At 62.5% G+C, this 19400-nt stretch carries 16 protein-coding genes; 11 read left to right on the plus strand and 5 right to left on the minus strand.

What is annotated here, in order from left to right; all coding sequences use genetic code 11:
- Nucleotides 1-228 precede the first annotated feature (228 nt).
- Both yegD and WFM45_RS14165 read left to right on the plus strand, forming a co-directional pair.
- Nucleotides 229-1581, plus strand: coding sequence for a molecular chaperone (gene yegD, locus WFM45_RS14160; RefSeq protein ID WP_082997728.1), 1353 nt, complete (start codon nt 229-231; stop codon nt 1579-1581).
- Between the two features lie 49 nt (nt 1582-1630).
- Nucleotides 1631-2197, plus strand: a complete 567-nt coding sequence (locus WFM45_RS14165) for a GNAT family N-acetyltransferase (protein ID WP_336956124.1) — start codon at nt 1631-1633, stop codon at nt 2195-2197.
- On the opposite strand, the gene WFM45_RS14170 is transcribed toward WFM45_RS14165, so the two are convergent.
- Nucleotides 2194-2811 carry a pyridoxamine 5'-phosphate oxidase family protein gene (locus WFM45_RS14170; RefSeq protein WP_336956125.1) on the minus strand — a complete coding sequence of 206 codons (618 nt, stop codon included), beginning with the start codon at nt 2809-2811 and terminating at the stop codon, nt 2194-2196. The two genes, WFM45_RS14165 and WFM45_RS14170, sit on opposite strands and share 4 nt — an antisense overlap.
- Before the next feature lie 61 nt (nt 2812-2872).
- Nucleotides 2873-3826, minus strand: a complete 954-nt coding sequence (locus tag WFM45_RS14175; protein WP_033632388.1) for an aldo/keto reductase — start codon at nt 3824-3826, stop codon at nt 2873-2875.
- Between the two features lie 272 nt (nt 3827-4098).
- On the opposite strand from WFM45_RS14175, the gene WFM45_RS14180 reads away from it, so the two are divergent.
- From WFM45_RS14180 to baeR, 6 genes are read left to right on the plus strand one after another with little or no spacing between them, the layout of a single operon-like run.
- A complete protein-coding gene (locus WFM45_RS14180) occupies nt 4099-5352 on the plus strand; it encodes an MdtA/MuxA family multidrug efflux RND transporter periplasmic adaptor subunit (protein ID WP_033632387.1) in 1254 nt (417 codons plus the stop codon).
- Nucleotides 5352-8471, plus strand: coding sequence for an MdtB/MuxB family multidrug efflux RND transporter permease subunit (locus tag WFM45_RS14185; protein WP_033632386.1), 3120 nt, complete (start codon nt 5352-5354; stop codon nt 8469-8471). The genes WFM45_RS14180 and WFM45_RS14185 overlap by 1 nt, the downstream gene beginning before the upstream one ends.
- Nucleotides 8468-11548 (plus strand): multidrug efflux RND transporter permease subunit MdtC, encoded by a 3081-nt coding sequence (gene mdtC, locus WFM45_RS14190; RefSeq protein WP_033632385.1) that lies wholly within the window; start codon nt 8468-8470, stop codon nt 11546-11548. Before WFM45_RS14185 ends, mdtC begins: the two co-directional genes overlap by 4 nt.
- 10 nt (nt 11549-11558) lie before the next feature.
- A complete protein-coding gene (gene mdtD / locus WFM45_RS14195) occupies nt 11559-12989 on the plus strand; it encodes a multidrug transporter subunit MdtD (RefSeq protein WP_250602073.1) in 1431 nt (476 codons plus the stop codon).
- Nucleotides 12986-14368: a two-component system sensor histidine kinase BaeS gene (gene baeS / locus WFM45_RS14200; RefSeq protein WP_033632383.1), complete on the plus strand. Its 1383-nt coding sequence runs from the start codon at nt 12986-12988 to the stop codon at nt 14366-14368. Before mdtD ends, baeS begins: the two co-directional genes overlap by 4 nt.
- Complete coding sequence (gene baeR, locus WFM45_RS14205) at nt 14368-15084, plus strand: two-component system response regulator BaeR (RefSeq protein ID WP_004941568.1); 717 nt, start codon at nt 14368-14370, stop codon at nt 15082-15084. Before baeS ends, baeR begins: the two co-directional genes overlap by 1 nt.
- Before the next feature lie 7 nt (nt 15085-15091).
- On the opposite strand, the gene WFM45_RS14210 is transcribed toward baeR, so the two are convergent.
- Together WFM45_RS14210 and WFM45_RS14215 are read right to left on the minus strand one after the other, a co-directional pair.
- Nucleotides 15092-15481, minus strand: a complete 390-nt coding sequence (locus tag WFM45_RS14210; protein WP_085337327.1) for a type II toxin-antitoxin system VapC family toxin — start codon at nt 15479-15481, stop codon at nt 15092-15094.
- A 3-nt stretch (nt 15482-15484) separates the two neighbouring features.
- Nucleotides 15485-15748, minus strand: coding sequence for an antitoxin (locus WFM45_RS14215; protein WP_004941563.1), 264 nt, complete (start codon nt 15746-15748; stop codon nt 15485-15487).
- Nucleotides 15749-16085: 337 nt separating this feature from the next.
- Between WFM45_RS14215 and WFM45_RS14220 the strand changes: the two genes are divergently transcribed.
- A complete protein-coding gene (locus WFM45_RS14220) occupies nt 16086-16424 on the plus strand; it encodes a YegP family protein (RefSeq protein ID WP_004941561.1) in 339 nt (112 codons plus the stop codon).
- Between the two features lie 178 nt (nt 16425-16602).
- Complete coding sequence (trhP, locus tag WFM45_RS14225) at nt 16603-17955, plus strand: prephenate-dependent tRNA uridine(34) hydroxylase TrhP (RefSeq protein ID WP_004941558.1); 1353 nt, start codon at nt 16603-16605, stop codon at nt 17953-17955.
- 56 nt (nt 17956-18011) lie between these two features.
- Here trhP and WFM45_RS14230 read toward each other — a convergent pair whose 3' ends face one another.
- Nucleotides 18012-18173, minus strand: coding sequence for a hypothetical protein (locus WFM45_RS14230; protein WP_021504435.1), 162 nt, complete (start codon nt 18171-18173; stop codon nt 18012-18014).
- A 249-nt stretch (nt 18174-18422) separates the two neighbouring features.
- Here WFM45_RS14230 and yegS point away from each other — a divergent pair, with 249 nt between their 5' ends.
- Nucleotides 18423-19328 carry a lipid kinase YegS gene (gene yegS / locus WFM45_RS14235; RefSeq protein WP_015378742.1) on the plus strand — a complete coding sequence of 302 codons (906 nt, stop codon included), beginning with the start codon at nt 18423-18425 and terminating at the stop codon, nt 19326-19328.
- The last annotated feature ends 72 nt before the right edge of the window (nt 19329-19400 follow it).

Genomic DNA, 19400 nt, shown 5'->3' on the forward strand with positions numbered 1-19400 from the left:
GGAATACCTGTTGAGTATAAAGAAATGGCGTGCGTCTTGATGGGCGAAGCACGCCATTTTCATAGCCGACTGTGCCATTGCTGCGGCTTGAGCGTTATCCGCACTGAGAAAGTTCGCGCACGCCGCCGCGCCCGCTAAATTTTTCGACACTCGCGCATTGGCGCATTGCCCGCCGGCCTCGTCTCGGGTAAAGTCGCCCCCCTTCATTGGCATGGGGACAAAAAAGAGATGTTTATTGGATTCGATTACGGGACCGCCAACTGTTCCGTTGCAGTGATGCGCGACCACGGCCCCGAGCTGTTGACGCTGGAAAACAACGCGCCCTATCTGCCTTCGATGCTGTGCGCGCCGACCCGCGAAGCGGTGAGCGAATGCCTGCACCGCCATTGGCAGATCCCGACCGGCAGCGAAGAAAACCAGCAGCTGCTGCGCCGCGCCATCAGTTACAACCGCGAAGAAGACATTCCGGTCAACGGCGACAGCGTGCTGTTCGGCCTGCAGGCGCTGGCGCACTATATGGAAGATCCGGAAGAGGTGTACTTCGTGCGCTCGCCGAAGTCCTTCCTCGGCGCCAACGGCCTGAAGCCGCAGCAGATCGCGCTGTTCGAAGACCTGGTGTGCGCCATGATGTTCCACATCAAACGCCAGGCGGAAAAGGTGCTGCAGACCGGCATCGATCAGGCGGTGATCGGCCGGCCGATCAACTTCCAGGGCATCGGCGGCGACGAAGCCAACCGGCAGGCGCAGGGCATTTTGCAGCGCGCCGCCGAACGCGCCGGTTTCAAGGAGATTGAATTCCAGTTCGAGCCGGTGGCGGCGGGGCTGGACTTCGAGGCGACGCTGAGCGAAGAGCAAACCGTGCTGGTGGTGGACATCGGCGGCGGCACCACCGACTGCTCGGTGCTGCTGATGGGGCCGCAGTGGCGCGACCGCGCCGATCGCCAGCAGAGCCTGCTGGGCCACAGCGGCTGCCGGGTCGGCGGTAACGATCTGGACATCATGCTGGCCTTCAAACAGCTGATGCCGCTGTTCGGCCTCGGCGGCGAAACCGCGAAGGGCATCGCCCTGCCGGCGCTGCCTTACTGGAACGCGGTGGCGACCAACGACGTGCCGGCGCAAAACGATTTCTACAGCGCCGCCAACGGCCGCGTGCTGCGCGATCTGATCCTCGACGCGGCAGAGCCGGAAAAGGTGAAACGCCTGCTGAAAGTGTACCAGCAGCGCCTGAGCTACCGACTGGTGCGTGCGGCCGAAGAGAGTAAGATCGCCCTGTCCGGCCAAACGGCCATCAGCGCGCCGCTCAATTTCGTGCAGGCCGATCTGGCGGAGAGCATCAGCCAGGATCAGCTCGCCGACGCCATCTCGCAGCCATTGATGCGCATTCAGGAGCAGGTCAGCGCCGCGCTGGCCAGCAGCCAGACCGCGCCGCAGGTGATCTACCTGACCGGCGGCAGCGCGCGTTCGCCGCTGCTGCGCGCCGCGCTGCAACAGCAACTGCCGGGCATTCCGATCGTCGGCGGTAACGACTTCGGCTCGGTCACCGCCGGGCTGGCGCGCTGGGCGCAAACGCTGTTCCGTTGACAGCCCAAGGGCGCGGCTCGCCGCGCCTTTGTTTATTGGAGACCCTATCATGTCCACCTTGCTTACCCTCGACAGCGCCAGGCTGCGGCTGCGCCCCTGGCGCGACGACGATCTGCCGGCCTTCGCCGCGCTTAACGCCGATCCGCAGGTGATGCGCTATTTCCCGGCGACGATGACGGCCGAGGAAAGCCGCGCGCAGGCCGAACGCATCCGCGCCTTCATGCAACAACAGGGTTGGGGGCTATGGGCGGTGGAAGTGAAAGGCGGCGCGCCTTTTATCGGTTTTGTCGGGCTGGCGCGGCCGGGCGACGATCTGCCTTGCTCCCCCTGCGTGGAGATCGGCTGGCGGCTGGCGACGGCTCACTGGGGCAACGGCTACGCCGCTGAGGCGGCGCGCGCCGCGCTGGCGTGCGCCTTCGACACGCTGCACTTGCCGGAAGTGGTGTCCTTCACCGCCGAAGATAACCAGCCGTCGCGCCGGGTGATGACGCGCATCGGTATGCGCTTCGACGGTGAAACCTTCCTGCACCCGCGCCTGCCGGCGGGCCATCCGCTGCAAAAGCACGTCTTGTACCGGCTTAACCGGCAAACGTGGCGCGAACGCCACGGCGATTAATACAGCGTATCCTTCAGCCGCTGCGGCAGCGCGTTGTCGTACTCCTCACCGTCGAAGCGCGTTTGGCTCACCGCGGCCAAGATTTGGCCGGGGCTGGGCAGCGCCGAACGTTCGAGGCGGCGGCCCTCTTCCCACAACCCCGAACGCAAGATCGCCCGGCTGCACTGGAAGAACCCCGCCTCCACCCGAATGCGCAGCACCGAACGCGGCAGCTGGTTGCGGTGGGCGAAGCGCTGCAGCACCGCCGGCGTCACCACGATCTCCGCCCGCCCGTTAATCCGCAGCGTTTCGCCGATGCCGGGGATCAGCAACAGCAGCGCCACCCGGTTATCGTGCAGGATATTGCGCAGGCTATCGATGCGATTATTGCCGCGCCGGTCCGGCAACAGCAGGGTTTTCTCGTCTTCGATCTGGATAAAACCGGCCGGATCGCCGCGCGGGGAGACGTCCATGCCGTCCGGCCCGACGGTTGAGAGGGCGGCAAACGGCGCCGCCTCGATAAACGGACGGTACGCCGGGTGGATATAGCTGACTTCTTTAAAAACCGAGGGCGCGGCGGGCTTGCCGTAAAGCTGTTCCAGCGCCGCGAGGTCGTTGATGATATCGCCAGACATTGCAGTTTCCTGAATAAGTCATATTGACCCCTTCAGCATAGAGCAAAATCGCCGGCGGCTCTTACTCAGCGCTGGCGTGGTTCAGCGTCTGAATGTCGTCCGCATCCAGCGTCAGGCGGGTGGCGCTGACCAACTCATCCAGCTGCGGCAACGAGGTGGCGCTGACGATCGGCGCGGTGATGCTCGGACGCGCAATCAGCCAGGCCAACGAGACCTGCGCCGGAGAGCTGCCGTGTTTGCCCGCCACCTGATCCAGCGCTGCCAGAATGCGGAAACCGCGCGGGTTCAGGTAGCGTTCGACGATGCGATCGCCGCGCTGGCTTTTGCCCTCGTCCGCTTTGCTGCGGTATTTGCCGGTCAGAAAACCGCTGGCCAGCGCGAAGAAATTGATCACCCCGAGCCCGTGGCGCTGCGCCACGCCTTCCAGCTCGGCTTCATACCCTTCGCGCGCATACAGATTGTATTCCGGCTGCAGGGTTTCGTAGCGCGCCAATCCGTTGTTCTCGCTCACCCGCAGCGCTTCTTCCAGGCGATCCGCCTGATAGTTGGAGGCGCCGATCGCCCGCACCTTGCCGGCCTTGATCAGCGCATCGAACGCCGCCAGCGTCTCTTCCAGCGGCGTATCGCGGTCATCGTCGTGCGACTGGTAGAGATCGATATAATCGGTTTGCAGGCGCCGCAGCGAATCCTCCACCGCCTGCTGAATATAGCGCGGCGACAGCCCCTGTTTGCCTTCGCCCATCGGTTTGCCCACCTTGGTGGCGATGATCACCTGGTCGCGCTTGCCGCTCTTCTTCAGCCATTCGCCGATGACGGTTTCCGATTCGCCGCCCCGGTTGCCCGGCGCCCAGCTGGAATAAACGTCGGCGGTATCGATAAAGTTGAGCTGATTGTCCACCAGCGCATCCAGCAGGCTGAACGAGGTCGCTTGATCCGCCGTCCAGCCGAACACGTTGCCGCCAAAGGTCAACGCCGGCACCTGAATGCCCGAACGGCCCAGTTGTTTCTTGCTCATCACAAAGGCTCCATGGGTTAAATGATTTGCCTGTTAATTATTAGCGCCAAATGCAGGAAACCGTTAAAACGTATTGGCTATAAGCTGAAACAAATCACTTATAAACATAGCACGCTCAAATCCCCCACTTATTAAGACAATGCTGACGGTTCCTCCATATTTCCTTCATTTTTATGCCGTCCCCGCTGGCTAAACTAGTATCCTGTAAGGAGTGTCATTTTTGTGGCAATGAGTGCCCGCACCCCTGCCTTTTGGAGAGAATTTTCACCACCATGAATGCAAAACCCCAACGCCGTTCCCTGATGCCGCGCCTGCTGGTTGCGGCCATCTTGGTCATCGCCGCCGTCTTCGCCTGGCGTTATTTTAACGCCGCTCAACCGCCGGCCGGCACGGCCCCGGGCGCGCAGCAGGCCGGCGGCAAAGCGGGGGCCGGTCGCGCGGCGGGCGGGCGGCGCGGCGCGCCGATGTCGCCGGTGCAGGCGGCGACGGCCACGCAACAGACGGTGCCGCGCTATCTTTCCGGCTTGGGCACCGCCACCGCCGCCAATACCGTGACCGTCACCAGCCGGGTCGATGGCCAACTGATGGCGATCCACTTTACCGAAGGCCAGCAGGTCAAAGCCGGCGATCTGCTGGCGGAGATCGATCCCCGGCCGTTCCAGGTGCAGCTGACCCAGGCGCAGGGACAGTTGGCGAAAGATCAGGCCACGCTGGCCAACGCCCGGCGCGATCTGGCGCGCTATCAGCAATTGGTGAAAACCAATCTGGTCTCCCGTCAGGAGCTGGATACGCAGGCTTCGCTGGTGCAGCAAACCGAAGGCGCCATCAAGGCCGATCAGGGCGCGGTCGACAGCGCCAAACTGCAGATCACCTACAGCCGCATCACTGCGCCAATCGACGGCCGCGTCGGGTTGAAACTGGTCGACGTCGGCAACTACGTCACCAGCGGCAGCACCACCGGTCTGGTGGTGATCACGCAGACGCACCCGATCGACGTGGTGTTCACGCTGCCCGAAGGCAACATCGCCGATCTGCTCAAGGCGCAAAAAGCCGGGCCGGTGAGCGTCGAAGCCTGGGATCGCACCAACCAGAACAAGCTGACGACCGGTTCGCTGCTGAGCCTGGACAACCAAATTGATACCGCCACCGGCACCATCAAGCTGAAAGCGCGTTTCGCCAACGAAGATGACGCGCTGTTCCCCAACCAGTTTGTCAACGCGCGGCTGCAGGTGGATACCCTGCACGATGCGGTGGTGATCCCAACCGCCGCGCTGCAGATGGGCAACGAAGGCAACTTCGTCTGGACGCTCGGCGAAGACAATAAGGTCAGCAAACATCGGGTCACCGCCGGCGTGCAGGACAGCCGGCAGGTGGTGATCAGCGCCGGCCTCAACGCCGGCGATCGGGTGGTGACCGACGGCATCGATCGCCTGACCGAAGGCATGCAGGTGGAAGTGCTCGCGCCGAACGACGCGCCTGCGACGTCAAAAGCCAAGCGCGAACCTGACGTTCAGAGGAAGTCCTGATGCAGGTGATGCCTCCCAACGCCGGCGGCGGTCCGTCCCGCCTGTTTATTCTGCGCCCGGTCGCCACCACGCTGCTGATGGTGGCGATATTGCTGGCGGGGATTATCGGCTATCGCGCGCTGCCGGTATCCGCGTTGCCGGAAGTGGATTACCCCACCATTCAGGTGGTGACGCTATACCCCGGCGCCAGCCCGGACGTGGTCACCTCCGCCATTACCGCGCCGCTGGAACGCCAGTTCGGCCAGATGTCCGGCCTGAAGCAAATGGCGTCGCAAAGCGCCGGCGGCGCCTCGGTGGTGACGCTGCAATTCCAGCTGACGCTGCCGCTCGATGTCGCGGAGCAGGAGGTGCAGGCGGCGATCAACGCCGCCACCAACCTGCTGCCGAACGATCTGCCCTACCCGCCGATTTACAGCAAGGTTAACCCCGCCGATCCGCCGATCCTGACGCTGGCCGTAACCTCCACCGCCATGCCGATGACGCAGGTGGAAGACATGGTGGAAACCCGCGTGGCGCAAAAAATTTCTCAGGTGACCGGCGTCGGCCTGGTGACCCTGGCCGGCGGCCAACGCCCGGCGGTGCGCGTAAAATTAAACGCCGCGGCGGTCGCCGCCTATGGCCTGAACAGCGAAACCATCCGCGCCGCCATCAGCAACGCCAACGTCAACTCGGCGAAAGGCAGCCTTGACGGCCCGACCCGATCGGTCACCCTGTCCGCCAACGACCAAATGAAATCCGCCGACGACTATCGCCAGCTGATCGTCGCCTATCAAAACGGCGCGGCGATCCGCCTGCAGGATATCGCCACCATCGAACAAGGGGCGGAAAACACCCGGCTGGCGGCCTGGGCCAACCAGCAGCAGGCGATCGTGCTGAACATCCAACGCCAGCCCGGCGTCAACGTCATCACCACCGCCGACAGCATCCGCGAAATGCTGCCGACGCTGATTAAAAGCCTGCCCAAGTCGGTCGATGTCAAGGTGCTGACCGATCGCACCACCACCATCCGCGCCTCGGTCAGCGACGTGCAGTTCGAGCTGCTGCTGGCAGTCGCGCTGGTGGTGATGGTGATCTACGTGTTCCTGCGCAACGTGCCGGCGACCATTATCCCCAGCGTAGCGGTGCCGCTGTCGCTGGTCGGCACCTTCGCCGCCATGTACTTCCTCGGCTTCTCCATCAACAACCTGACGCTGATGGCGCTGACCATCGCCACCGGCTTCGTGGTGGACGACGCCATCGTGGTGATCGAGAACATCTCGCGCTACATCGAGAAAGGGGAAAAACCGCTCGACGCCGCGCTGAAAGGGGCCGGCGAGATCGGCTTCACCATCATCTCGCTGACCTTCTCGCTGGTGGCGGTGCTGATCCCGCTGCTGTTCATGGGCGACATCGTCGGCCGCCTGTTCCGCGAGTTCGCCGTCACGCTGGCGGTAGCGATTTTGATCTCCGCCGTGGTGTCGCTGACGCTGACGCCAATGATGTGCGCGCGCATGCTCAGCCACGAATCGCTGCGCAAGCAGAACCGTTTTTCCGCCGCCTCCGAACGCTTTTTCGAGCGGGTGATCGCGCGCTACGGCCAGTGGCTGAAAACGGTGCTTAACCATCCCTGGCTGACGCTCGGCGTGGCCGTGGGCACCCTGGCGCTGACGGTGCTGCTGTACCTGCTGATCCCGAAAGGTTTCTTCCCGGTGCAGGACAACGGCATCATTCAGGGCACGCTGGAAGCGCCGCAGAGCGTCTCGTTCAGCAACATGGCCGAGCGCCAGCAGCAGGTCGCGGCGCAGATCCTCAAGGATCCGGCGGTGGAAAGCCTGACCTCGTTCGTCGGCGTCGACGGCAGCAACGCCACGCTCAACAGCGGCCGGCTGCAGATCAACCTGAAACCGCTGAGCGAACGCAGCGACCGCATTCCGGCGATCATCAGCCGCCTGCAGCAGCAAACGGCGCAGTTCCCCGGCGTGAAGCTGTACCTGCAGCCGGTGCAGGATCTGACCATCGATACCCAGGTCAGCCGCACCCAGTACCAGTTCACCCTGCAGGCGATGTCGCTGGACGATCTCAGCCTGTGGGTGCCGCAGTTGATGGATGAGCTGAAACAAACCCCGCAGTTGGCGGACGTCACCAGCGACTGGCAGGATCAGGGGCTGGTGGCCTACGTCAACGTCGATCGCGATTCGGCCTCCCGCCTCGGCGTCACCATGAGCGACGTGGACAATGCGCTGTACAACGCGTTCGGCCAGCGCCTGATCTCCACCATCTACACCCAGGCCAACCAATACCGCGTGGTGCTGGAGCACGACGTCAGCGCGACACCGGGGCTGGCGGCGCTCAATGAGATCCGTCTGAGCGGCAACGACGGCGCCGTAGTGCCGCTGAGCGCCATCGCCAAAATCGAAGAGCGCTTCGGCCCGCTGTCGGTCAACCATCTCGATCAGTTCCCGTCGGCCACCGTTTCGTTCAACGTCGCCGACGGCTACTCGCTCGGCGAAGCGGTGGACGCGGTCACCCAGGCGGAAAAAAATCTCAACATGCCAAGGGACATCACCACCCAATTCCAGGGGGCGACCCTGGCCTTCCAGGCGGCGCTCGGCAACACGCTGTGGCTGATTTTGGCGGCGGTAGTGGCGATGTACATCGTGCTGGGCGTGCTGTATGAAAGCTTCATTCATCCGGTGACCATCCTCTCCACCCTGCCGACCGCCGGGGTCGGCGCACTGCTCGCGCTGATGATGGCCGGCAGCGAGCTGGACGTGATCGCCATCATCGGCATCATCCTGCTGATCGGCATCGTGAAGAAGAACGCCATCATGATGATCGACTTCGCGCTGGCGGCGGAACGCGAGCAGGGCTTATCGCCGCGCGACGCCATCTATCAGGCCTGTCTGCTGCGTTTTAGGCCGATCCTGATGACCACGCTGGCGGCCCTGCTCGGCGCGCTGCCGCTGATGCTGAGCACCGGCGTCGGCGCGGAGCTGCGGCATCCGCTCGGCGTCTGTATGGTCGGCGGTTTGATCATGAGCCAGATCCTGACGCTGTTCACCACGCCGGTGATCTACCTGCTGTTTGACAAACTGGCGCGCAACACGCATCGCCAGCCGGATACGCAGGAGCTGCCGTGAAATTCTTCGCCCTGTTCATTCACCGGCCGGTGGCCACCACCCTGCTGACGCTGGCCATCGCCATCAGCGGCGCGATCGGCTTTCGCCTGCTGCCGGTGTCGCCGCTGCCGCAGGTGGATTTTCCGGTGATTTCGATCAGCGCGTCGCTGCCGGGCGCCTCGCCGGAAACCATGGCGTCTTCGGTGGCGACGCCGCTGGAGCGCGCGCTGGGCCGCATCGCCGGGGTTAACGAAATGACCTCGATGAGCTCGCTCGGCAGTACCCGGGTCATTTTGCAGTTCGATCTCGATCGCGACATCAACGGCGCCGCGCGCGACGTGCAGGCGGCGATTAACGCCGCGCAAAGCCTGCTGCCGACCGGCATGCCGAGCCGCCCCAGCTACCGCAAGGTCAACCCTTCCGACGCGCCGATCATGATCCTGACGCTGACCTCGGACACCTACAGTCAGGGGCAGCTTTACGATTTCGCCTCCACCCAACTGGCGCAGAAGATCAGCCAGACAGAGGGCGTCGGCGACGTTTCCGTCGGCGGCAGCTCGCTGCCGGCGGTGCGGGTGGAGCTGAACCCTTCGGCGCTGTTCAATCAGGGCGTGTCGCTGGACACCGTACGGCAGGCCATCGCCAACGCCAACGTGCGCCGCCCGCAGGGCGCCGTGGAAAACCCGCAGCAGCGCTGGCAGATCCAGGCCAACGACGCGCTGAAAACCGCCGATGCTTATCGTCCGCTGATCATTCATTACAACAACGGCTCGGCGGTGCGTTTAGCCGACGTGGCCGAGGTCAAAGACTCGGTGCAAGACGTGCGCAACGCCGGGATGACCGACGCCAAACCGGCGATCATTCTGGCCATCAGCCGCGCGCCGGACGCCAACATCATCGAAACCGTCGATCGCATTCGCGCCGAGCTGCCCGCCCTGCAGGAGAATATCCCGGCTTCGATTCAACTCAACGTCGCGCAGGATCGTTCGCCGACCATCCGCGCGTCGCTGGCCGAGGTGGAGCAGTCGCTGGCGATCGCCATTGGGCTGGTGATCCTGGTGGTGTTCATCTTCCTGCGCTCCGGGCGCGCCACGCTGATCCCGGCGGTCGCCGTACCGGTGTCGCTGATCGGCTCGTTCGCCGCCATGTATCTGTGCGGGTTCAGCCTCAACAACCTGTCGCTGATGGCGTTGACCATCGCCACCGGCTTTGTGGTGGACGACGCCATCGTGGTGCTGGAAAACATTTCCCGCCACGTCGAGGCCGGCATGAAACCGATCAACGCCGCGCTGCTGGGCGCGCGGGAGGTCGGTTTCACCGTGCTGTCGATGAGCGTTTCGCTGGTGGCGGTGTTTATCCCGCTGCTGCTGATGGAAGGCCTGCCCGGCCGGCTATTCCGCGAGTTCGCCGTCACCCTGTCGGTGTCGATCGGGCTGTCGCTGATCGTCTCGCTGACGCTCACGCCGATGATGTGCGCCTACCTGCTGCGCCACCAGCCGCCGCGTTCGCAGCGGCGGGCGCGCGGCTTCGGTAAAATGCTGCTGGGGCTGCAGCAGGGCTACGGGCGCTCGCTGAACTGGGTGCTCGGCCACTCGCGCTGGGTGCTGGCGGTGTTCCTCGCCACCGTTGCGCTCAACGTTTGGCTGTATATCAGCATCCCGAAAACCTTCTTCCCGGAACAGGATACCGGGCGTCTGATGGGCTTTATCCAGGCCGACCAAAGCATTTCGTTCCAGGCGATGCGCGGCAAACTGGAAGACTTCATGAAAATCGTGCGCGAAGATCCGGACGTGGAAAACGTCACCGGTTTTACCGGCGGTTCGCGCACCAACAGCGGTTCGATGTTCATCTCACTGAAACCCCTGTCGGTACGCAGCGACGACGCGCAGAAAGTGATCGCCCGCCTGCGCGCCCGCCTGGCCAAAGAACCGGGCGCCAGCCTGTTTCTGATGGCGGTGCAGGATATCCGCGTCGGCGGCCGGCAGGCCAACGCCAGCTATCAATATACGTTGCTGGCGGACGATCTCGCCGCGCTGCGCGAATGGGAGCCGAAGATCCGCACCGCACTGGCCGCATTGCCCGAGCTGGCGGACGTCAACTCGGATCAGCAGGATAAAGGCTCGGAGATGGATCTGGTCTACGATCGCGAAACCATGGCGCGCCTCGGCATTTCGGTGTCCGACGCCAACAACCTGTTGAACAACGCCTTCGGCCAGCGACAGATTTCGACCATCTACCAACCGCTCAACCAATACAAAGTCGTGATGGAAGTGGCGCCACCCTACACCCAGGACGTGAGTTCGCTGGACAAAATGTTCATCATCAACAACGAAGGCAAAGCGATACCGCTCTCCTACTTCGCCAGTTGGCGGCCGGCCAACGCGCCGCTGTCGGTCAACCATCAGGGGCTGTCCGCCGCCTCGACCGTCTCCTTTAACCTGCCGGACGGCGGCAGCCTGTCGGACGCCACCGCCGCGGTCGAGCGCACCATGACTCAGCTCGGCGTGCCGTCTACGGTGCGCGGCGCGTTCGCCGGCACCGCCCAGGTGTTCCAGGACACCCTGAAGTCGCAGCTGATCCTGATCCTGGCGGCGATCGCCACGGTGTATATCGTGCTCGGCGTGCTGTACGAGAGCTATATCCATCCGCTGACCATCCTTTCCACGCTGCCTTCCGCCGGCGTGGGGGCGCTGCTGGCGCTCGAGCTGTTCGGCGCGCCGTTCAGCCTGATCGCGCTGATCGGCATCATGCTGTTGATCGGCATCGTGAAGAAAAACGCCATCATGATGGTCGACTTCGCGCTCGAATCGCAGCGCAACGGCGGCATCAGCGCCCGCGAGGCGATTTTCCAGGCCAGCCTGCTGCGTTTCCGGCCGATCATGATGACCACGCTGGCGGCGTTGTTCGGCGCGCTGCCGCTGGTGCTGACCCGCGGCGACGGCGCGGAGCTGCGCCAGCCGCTCGGCATCACCATCGCCGGCGGCCTGGTGATGAGCCAACTGCTGACGCTGTACACCACCCCGGTGGTCTACCTTTACTTCGACCGGCTGCAGGCGAAGTTCCGCCGCAACAAGCAACTGGCCCCGCTGCCCCATTAATGGCCGACCGATGCTGATGAAACACGCCGCCACCGTACGCTGGCAACTCTGGATAGTGGCATTCGGCTTCTTTATGCAGACGCTGGATACCACTATCGTCAACACCGCCCTGCCCTCGATGGCCGCCAGCCTGGGGGAGAACCCGCTGCGCATGCAGTCGGTGATCGTCTCCTATGTGCTGACGGTGGCGGTGACGCTGCCGGCCAGCGGCTGGCTGGCGGACAAGGTCGGCGTACAGCGGGTGTTTTTCAGCGCCATCGTGCTGTTTACCCTCGGCTCCCTCCTCTGCGCCCGCTCGGCAACCCTGAACGAGCTGATCGCCTCGCGCGTGCTTCAGGGCGTCGGCGGCGCGATGATGGTGCCGGTCGGGCGCCTGACGGTGATGAAGATCGTGCCGCGCGAGCAGTACATGGCGGCGATGACCTTCGTGACGCTGCCGGGCCAGATCGGCCCGCTGATGGGGCCGGCGCTCGGCGGTTTCCTGGTACAATACGCCAGTTGGCACTGGATTTTCCTGATCAATATTCCGGTGGGCATCGTGGGCGCCATCGCCACGCTGCTGCTGATGCCCAACTACCAAATGCAGACCCGCCGCTTCGATCTCAGTGGCTTTATCCTGCTGGCGATCGGCATGGCGTCGCTGACGCTGGCGCTCGACGGCCATAAAGGCATGGGGCTATCCGGCGGCGCCATCGCCGGCCTGGTGGCGCTGGGCGCAGCGGCGCTGTTAGGGTATGTTTGGCATGCCTACGGCAATAGCCGCGCCCTGTTCTCGCTGCGGCTGCTGCGCACCCCGACCTACAAAATCGGGCTGCTGGCCAGCCTGCTGGGGCGCATCGGCAGCGGCATGCTGCCGTTCATGACGCCGCTGTTCCTGCAGGTGGGCATGGGTTTCACGCCGTTCCACGCCGGGCTGATGATGATCCCGATGATCATCGGCAGCATGGGCATGAAGCGCATCGTGGTGCAGGTAGTCAACCGCTTCGGCTACCGCAACGTGCTGGTGGCCGCCACGCTGCTGCTGGCGCTGGTCAGCCTGAGCTTCCTGCTGGCGGCGATGCTCGGCTGGCTGTGGCTGCTGCCGGTGGTGCTGTTCTTCCAGGGGATGATCAACTCACTGCGCTTCTCGGCGATGAACACCCTGACGCTGAAAGATCTGCCGGACCGGCTGGCCAGCAGCGGCAACAGCCTGCTGTCGATGGTCATGCAGCTGTCGATGAGCCTCGGCGTCAGCGTCGCCGGCATCTTGATCGGCAGCTTCGCCCATCACCAGGTGGTGGCCGATAGCCCGGCCATCCACAGCGCATTTATTTACAGCTATTGCTGTATGGCGTTGATTATCGCTCTGCCCGCGCTCGCCTTCGCGCACGTGCCGGCCGATAGCGCGCCCAACCGCACGCTGACCAAAGAGCCGGGTACCGGCTCAACGAGGTTGCAATGAGGATAGGCATTACCGGAAAACTGTTCCTGGCCATTTTCGCTACCTGCATGCTGGTGTTGATCACCATGCATTGGGGGGTGCGCGTCAGCTTTGAGCGCGGCTTTATCGATTACATCAAGAGCAGCAACGAGCAGCGCATCAACATGCTGAGCGAAGCGCTGGAGGAACAGTACAGCCATCATGGCAACTGGATATTCCTGCGCAACAACGATCAGGTGGTCTACCAGATCATGCGTTCGTTCGAGCAGAATAGCGACAGCAGCCACAATCTGCCGCCCAAGGGGTGGCGCACCCAGTTTTGGGTGGTGGACAGCCAGTTCAACCGCTTGGTCGGGCATTCGGGCCCCTTGCCGAAGGAGGGGCCACGCCACCCGATCCGCTACAACAACGAGATCGTCGGCTGGGTGCTCACCACCCCGGTCGAGCGCCTGACGCGCAATACCGACATCAACTTCGATCGCCAGCAGCGGCGCACCAGCTGGATTATCGTCGCGCTCTCCACCCTGTTGGCGGCGGCGGTGACCTGGCTGCTGTCGCGCGGCATGCTGGCCCCGGTCAAGCGCCTGGTGGCGGGCACCCACCGCCTGGCGGCCGGCGATTTCACCACCCGCGTGGCGGTCAGCAGCCAGGATGAACTGGGCAGGCTGGCGCACGACTTCAATCAGTTGGCCACCTCGCTGGAAAAAAACGAGCAGATGCGTCGCGCCTTTATGGCCGACGTGTCGCACGAGCTGCGCACGCCGCTGGCAGTGCTGCGCGGCGAACTGGAGGCGCTGCAGGACGGCGTGCGCCAGCCGACGTCGGCGTCGCTCAGTTCGCTGCAGGCCGAGGTATCCACCCTGACCAAACTGGTCGACGACCTGCACCAGCTGTCGCTCTCCGATCTCGGCGCGCTGGCCTACCGCAAGGCGTCGGTGGACTGCGTGCACCTGGTGCAGATCGCCGTCGCCGCCTTTCGCGAACGCTTCCGCGCCAAAGGGCTGGAGATCGTCACCCATCTGCCGGCCCAGGCGCCGCTGTTCGGCGATCCCGATCGCCTGAACCAACTGTTCAATAACCTGCTGGAAAACAGCCTGCGTTACACCGACGCCGGCGGCCGGTTGGAGATCGGCGTCGAACTGCAGCCGGGGCGGCTGCTTCTTTACTGGCAGGACAGCGCGCCGGGCATCAGCGATCAGCAACTGACGCGCATTTTCGAACGTTTCTACCGGGCGGAAGGTTCACGCAACCGCGCCAGCGGCGGTTCCGGGCTGGGGTTGGCGATCTGCCACAACATCGTGGAAGCGCACGACGGGAAAATCCGCGCCGAGCATTCGCCTTTAGGCGGCGTGCGCATTACAGTAGAATTTGCTACCCCGATAAAAAATAAGGCGCCCTGATGGACATTCAGAATCAACCCGTGCAGATCATGATTGTTGAAGATGAGCCCAAGCTGGGCCAGCTGCTGGTGGATTATCTCCAGGCGGCGGGCTACGCCACCCGCTGGCTGACCAACGGCAATGAGGTGGTGCCGACCGTGCACCAGCATCCGCCGGCGCTGATCTTGCTCGATCTGATGTTGCCGGGGGCCGATGGGCTGACGGTGTGCCGCGAGCTGCGCCGCTTCAGCGACGTGCCCATCGTGATGGTGACGGCGAAAATTGAAGAGATTGACCGCCTGTTGGGGCTGGAGATCGGCGCCGACGATTACATCTGCAAACCCTACAGCCCGCGCGAAGTGGTGGCGCGGGTGAAAACCATCCTGCGCCGCAGCTATCGGCCGCAGGAGAACGCGCGGGAAGATGACCTGCTGCATATCGATGAACCGCGCTTCCAGGCCAGCTATCAGGGGCAGTTGCTGGATCTGACGCCGGCGGAGTTCCGCCTGCTGAAAACGCTGGCCAGCCAGCCGGGCAACGTGTTTTCACGCGAGCAGCTGCTGAACAACCTGTACGACGACTACCGGGTGGTCACCGACCGCACCATCGACAGCCACATCAAAAACCTGCGCCGCAAGCTGGAACTGATCGATGGGGAAAAATCCTTTATCCGCTCGGTATACGGCGTGGGCTACCGCTGGGAAGCCGAGCCCTGCCGGCTGATGAATGGGGTTTAGGGGGAAATCAGCGCGTCCAGTCTTCAACCGCCAACCCGGGCACCATGGCGAATGCGCGATCGTTGGTCACCAGCGTCGCGCCACGGCTCTGCGCGTGAGCGGCGATCAGTTGATCCATCGCGCCCATGATTTTGCCCTTTCTCTCCATGTTTGCCCGCATTTCACCGTAGCAACGGGCGGCCTCGCTATCCCATGCATAGACCGTCACCGCAGAAAGAAAGGCCTCGACCATGCTTTGCAACGCCTTGTTCCGCCGTTTAGCCACACCGTAACGCAGTTCCGCCTCCGTGACGCTGGAAATACATACGGCAGAAGGAGGGAGCTTTTCCATAACGTTAAGCACCTGCGGATGCTGCCGAAACAAGTGGCTGACGGTGTTGGTATCAAACATGTGCATCGCCTACTCTTCCTCTGAGAAGGGATCGCGGTCTGCAACCCCTTGCTGACGATCTTCCGCGCCAAGAAACTCTTGCGGCACCGGCGTTTGGGCGATAATGCTCAGCAGCGGTGCCCAGCTGTCCGGCTTTGCCGGATATTTGGATAAAATCACGTTGCCCTCCCGATCGCGACGGATATAGACACGATCCGTATCAAATTCAAATTCCACCGGTAACCTCACCGCCTGATTTCTGCCGTTTTTAAACAGCTTTGCGATCCTTTCCATCTCGACACCTCCACAGCAGGCATAGGTCAAAGCATATGCCTGTAGCGTGTCGATGCCAAGATGTATCGCTCATTTTTCATCCACATTGACGAAACGGCCAAACAGTACCGCACAATCTCACGGGGTGATACCCTGTTCCCCTCGTTATGCGGCGCACTGCGCAATCACGCCTTCTCACTTAGCTTCCCGTGCGGCGCTGTGCCTCTCGGGCGAAAACTCCGCGCCGGCGCAAAAAAACTGCGCATTTTTTCAACTAAGCTGCTGTGAGGTTTAGCCGCCGATTTTCAAGCGATTGGCTACACTTACATCACGAATCGGAACCTACAGGAGAAGAACCATGGCAATCGGTCATTACGAGCTGAAAAAAGCAAAGAACGGACAGTACCACTTCAACCTGAAAGCCAGTAACGGCGAGATCATTCTGGCCAGCGAGATGTATGCCAGCAAAGCCTCGGCGGAGAACGGCATCGCCTCGGTGCAGACCAATTCACCGCACGAAGCGCAGTACGAACTGAAGCACAGCGCCAGCAATCAGCCCTACTTTGTGCTGAAGGCCAAGAACCATCAGGTGATCGGCGTCAGCGAAATGTACAGCTCCGAAAGCGCGGCCAAAAACGGTATCCAGTCGGTGATAAAAAACGGCCCGACCACCGATATCCGCGATTTGAGCGCCTGATCCCCCGTTTCACCCGCGCGGTGGCGGCCACCGCGCGTTTTCCGTTTGACCGGGATCAATCTCCCTTGAATAAATCCGGTTAACTGCTGATTTCTTGCCGCGCTGCGGCTACAATCCCCCGCTTTTACTGCGCCATCAGGTGGCGTGGTGCTGACCTGAAATCAGACCGAGACACACTATGTTTACACCAGAACTTCTCTCCCCGGCCGGCACGCTGAAAAATATGCGTTACGCCTTCGCCTACGGCGCCGATGCGGTTTACGCCGGCCAGCCGCGCTACAGCCTGCGGGTGCGCAACAACGAGTTCAACCACGAGAATCTGGCGCAGGGTATCAACGAAGCGCATGCGCTGGGCAAAAAGTTCTACGTGGTGGTGAACATCGCCCCGCACAACGCCAAGTTGAAAACCTTCCTGCGCGATCTGAAGCCGGTTATCGATATGGGCCCGGATGCGCTGATCATGTCCGATCCCGGCCTTATCATGATGGTGCGCGAAGCCTTCCCGCAGATGGACATCCACCTGTCGGTGCAGGCCAACGCCGTTAACTGGGCGACGGTGAAATTCTGGAAACAAATGGGCCTGACCCGCGTGATCCTGTCGCGCGAACTGTCGCTGGAAGAGATCGCCGAGATCCGCGCCGAAGTGCCGGACATGGAGCTGGAGATCTTCGTCCACGGCGCGCTGTGCATGGCCTACTCCGGCCGCTGCCTGCTGTCCGGCTACATCAACAAGCGCGACCCCAATCAGGGCACCTGCACCAATGCCTGCCGCTGGCAGTACAAAGCGGAGGAAGGCAAAGAGGACGACACCGGCAATATCGTGCACCTGCACGAACCGATCCCGGTGCAAACCGTCGAGCCGACGCTGGGCATCGGCGCGCCGACCGACAAGGTGTTCATGCTGTCTGAAGCGCAAAAGCCAGGCGAATATATGAGCGCCTTCGAGGACGAACACGGCACCTATATCATGAACTCCAAGGATCTGCGCGCCATCCAGCACGTGGAGCGTCTGACGCAGCTCGGCGTGCATTCGCTGAAGATCGAAGGGCGCACCAAGTCGTTCTACTACTGCGCCCGCACCGCTCAGGTCTATCGCCGCGCCATCGACGACGCGGCCGCCGGCAAACCGTTCGATCCGACCCTGCTCACCACGCTGGAAGGCCTGGCGCACCGCGGCTATACCGAGGGCTTCCTGCGCCGCCACGTGCACGAAGCGCAGCAGAATTACGACTACGGCTCCTCGCTCTCCGAGCGCCAGCAGTTCGTCGGCGAATTCACCGGCGTGCGCCGTGATGGCTGGGCGGAAGTCGACGTGAAGAATAAGTTCGCGCTCGGCGACAGCGTCGAAATGATGACGCCGGGCGGCAACGTGGTGTTCACCCTCGAGAGCATGCAAAATAAGAAAGGCGAATCGATTGAGGTGGCGCCGGGCAACGGCCATATCGTTTATTTGCCGATCCCGCAGGATATCGATCTCAATTATGCGTTGCTGATCCGCAATTTGGCGGAAGAAAATAGCGCCGGGGCATAAAAATGAATCGCCGTCATTCGGCGGCGATTTTTAGCAAATATTAGAATTGGATCACATCAATGCGCGCGCAGCTTGGTTACTATCACGCTGCTTAAAACGAACAACGAAAATATTTGCATAGCAATACTAGGAACCACCTCCTTAGCCAGCCCAATCTCCCTTGGGCTGGCTTTTTCTTTATGGGTGCGCCTATTTTTTTCCACCATGCCTATTTCCATAACTTATTCCCGTTATCCGTTTTAATAATAATAATCACGCCGCTTCGATATATAAATAACGCTACAGCGATTAATCCTCGCTTCTTTAACACTTCGCTTATTTCTGCGTAAAATTCAGATAAATTCGCATTGCTTCATATTCACTGAGCGTCGGCAAATAACCGGAATTAGCTGAATATTCTGATGGCCTGGTGGCGGCAGCTGGTTTATCTTGAGGCATTCTTGGTTTTCCGCCGGAGGATATCGGCAATGCCTCAACACTCACATGCGTCCGCCCTGCTTATCATCAACGGCAAAGGCGCCGGTAACGAAGAGCTGCGTCAGGCGGTCAACCGGCTGCGCAAAGAACAGATAACGCTGCACGTGCGCGTCACCTGGGAGCACGGCGATGCCGCGCGCTATGTCGCGGAAGCCGCGCAGCTCGGCGTCGGCACCGTCGTCGCCGGCGGCGGTGACGGCACCATCAACGAAGTGGCCGCCGCGCTGGTGCAGCTGCCGGCGCACAACCGGCCGGCGCTGGGCATCCTGCCGCTCGGCACCGCCAACGACTTCGCCATGGCGTGCAATATCCCCCCATCCCCCGAACTGGCGCTGCAGCTGGCGATCAAGGGCCGCTCGGTGCCGATCGATCTGGCGAAGGTCAACGGCGAGCGCTACTTCATCAACATGGCCACCGGCGGCTTCGGCACCCGCATCACCACCGAAACGCCGGAGAAGCTGAAAGCGGCGCTGGGCGGCGTGTCCTACTTCGTGCACGGCCTGCTGCGCATGGATACGCTGCAGGCCGACCGCTGTGAAATCCGCGGGCCGGACTTCCGCTGGGCCGGCGAAGCATTGGTGATCGGCATCGGCAACGGCAAACAGGCCGGCGGCGGCCAGGAACTGTGCCCCAGCGCGCTGATCAACGACGGCCTGCTGCAGCTGCGCCTGCTGATCGCCGATGAACTGCTGCCGGCGCTGGTCGCCGCCCTGTTCAACGACGAAGAGAGCAACAGCATCCTCAGCGCGGCGCTGCCGTGGCTCGAGATCGACGCGCCGCATGAGATGACTTTCAACCTCGACGGCGAACCGCTCAAAGGCCGCCATTTCCGCATCGAAGTGTTGCCGCAGGCCATCGAATGCCGCCTGCCGCCTAACTGCGCCCTGCTGGGCTGACCTTGCCGGGCGCAGCCGCTGCGCCCCGCTTCTTCCCCTCTGTTCACCCGCTTCCGCGCACGATCAAATGTG

The sequence above is a fragment of the Serratia sp. KG1D genome, assembly GCF_037150675.1.
GTDB classification, from domain to species: Bacteria; Pseudomonadota; Gammaproteobacteria; order Enterobacterales; family Enterobacteriaceae; genus Serratia; species Serratia nematodiphila.

Coding starts and splice junctions, on each gene's coding strand:
- yegD (WP_082997728.1), top strand. CDS start 229: ATGTTTATTGGATTCGATTACGGGACCGCCAACTGTTCCGTTGCAGTG.
- WFM45_RS14165 (WP_336956124.1), top strand. CDS start 1,631: ATGTCCACCTTGCTTACCCTCGACAGCGCCAGGCTGCGGCTGCGCCCC.
- WFM45_RS14170 (WP_336956125.1), bottom strand. CDS start 2,811: ATGTCTGGCGATATCATCAACGACCTCGCGGCGCTGGAACAGCTTTAC.
- WFM45_RS14175 (WP_033632388.1), bottom strand. CDS start 3,826: ATGAGCAAGAAACAACTGGGCCGTTCGGGCATTCAGGTGCCGGCGTTG.
- WFM45_RS14180 (WP_033632387.1), top strand. CDS start 4,099: ATGAATGCAAAACCCCAACGCCGTTCCCTGATGCCGCGCCTGCTGGTT.
- WFM45_RS14185 (WP_033632386.1), top strand. CDS start 5,352: ATGCAGGTGATGCCTCCCAACGCCGGCGGCGGTCCGTCCCGCCTGTTT.
- mdtD (WP_250602073.1), top strand. CDS start 11,559: ATGCTGATGAAACACGCCGCCACCGTACGCTGGCAACTCTGGATAGTG.
- baeS (WP_033632383.1), top strand. CDS start 12,986: ATGAGGATAGGCATTACCGGAAAACTGTTCCTGGCCATTTTCGCTACC.
- baeR (WP_004941568.1), top strand. CDS start 14,368: ATGGACATTCAGAATCAACCCGTGCAGATCATGATTGTTGAAGATGAG.
- WFM45_RS14210 (WP_085337327.1), bottom strand. CDS start 15,481: ATGCACATGTTTGATACCAACACCGTCAGCCACTTGTTTCGGCAGCAT.
- WFM45_RS14215 (WP_004941563.1), bottom strand. CDS start 15,748: ATGGAAAGGATCGCAAAGCTGTTTAAAAACGGCAGAAATCAGGCGGTG.
- WFM45_RS14220 (WP_004941561.1), top strand. CDS start 16,086: ATGGCAATCGGTCATTACGAGCTGAAAAAAGCAAAGAACGGACAGTAC.
- trhP (WP_004941558.1), top strand. CDS start 16,603: ATGTTTACACCAGAACTTCTCTCCCCGGCCGGCACGCTGAAAAATATG.
- WFM45_RS14230 (WP_021504435.1), bottom strand. CDS start 18,173: ATGGAAATAGGCATGGTGGAAAAAAATAGGCGCACCCATAAAGAAAAA.
- yegS (WP_015378742.1), top strand. CDS start 18,423: ATGCCTCAACACTCACATGCGTCCGCCCTGCTTATCATCAACGGCAAA.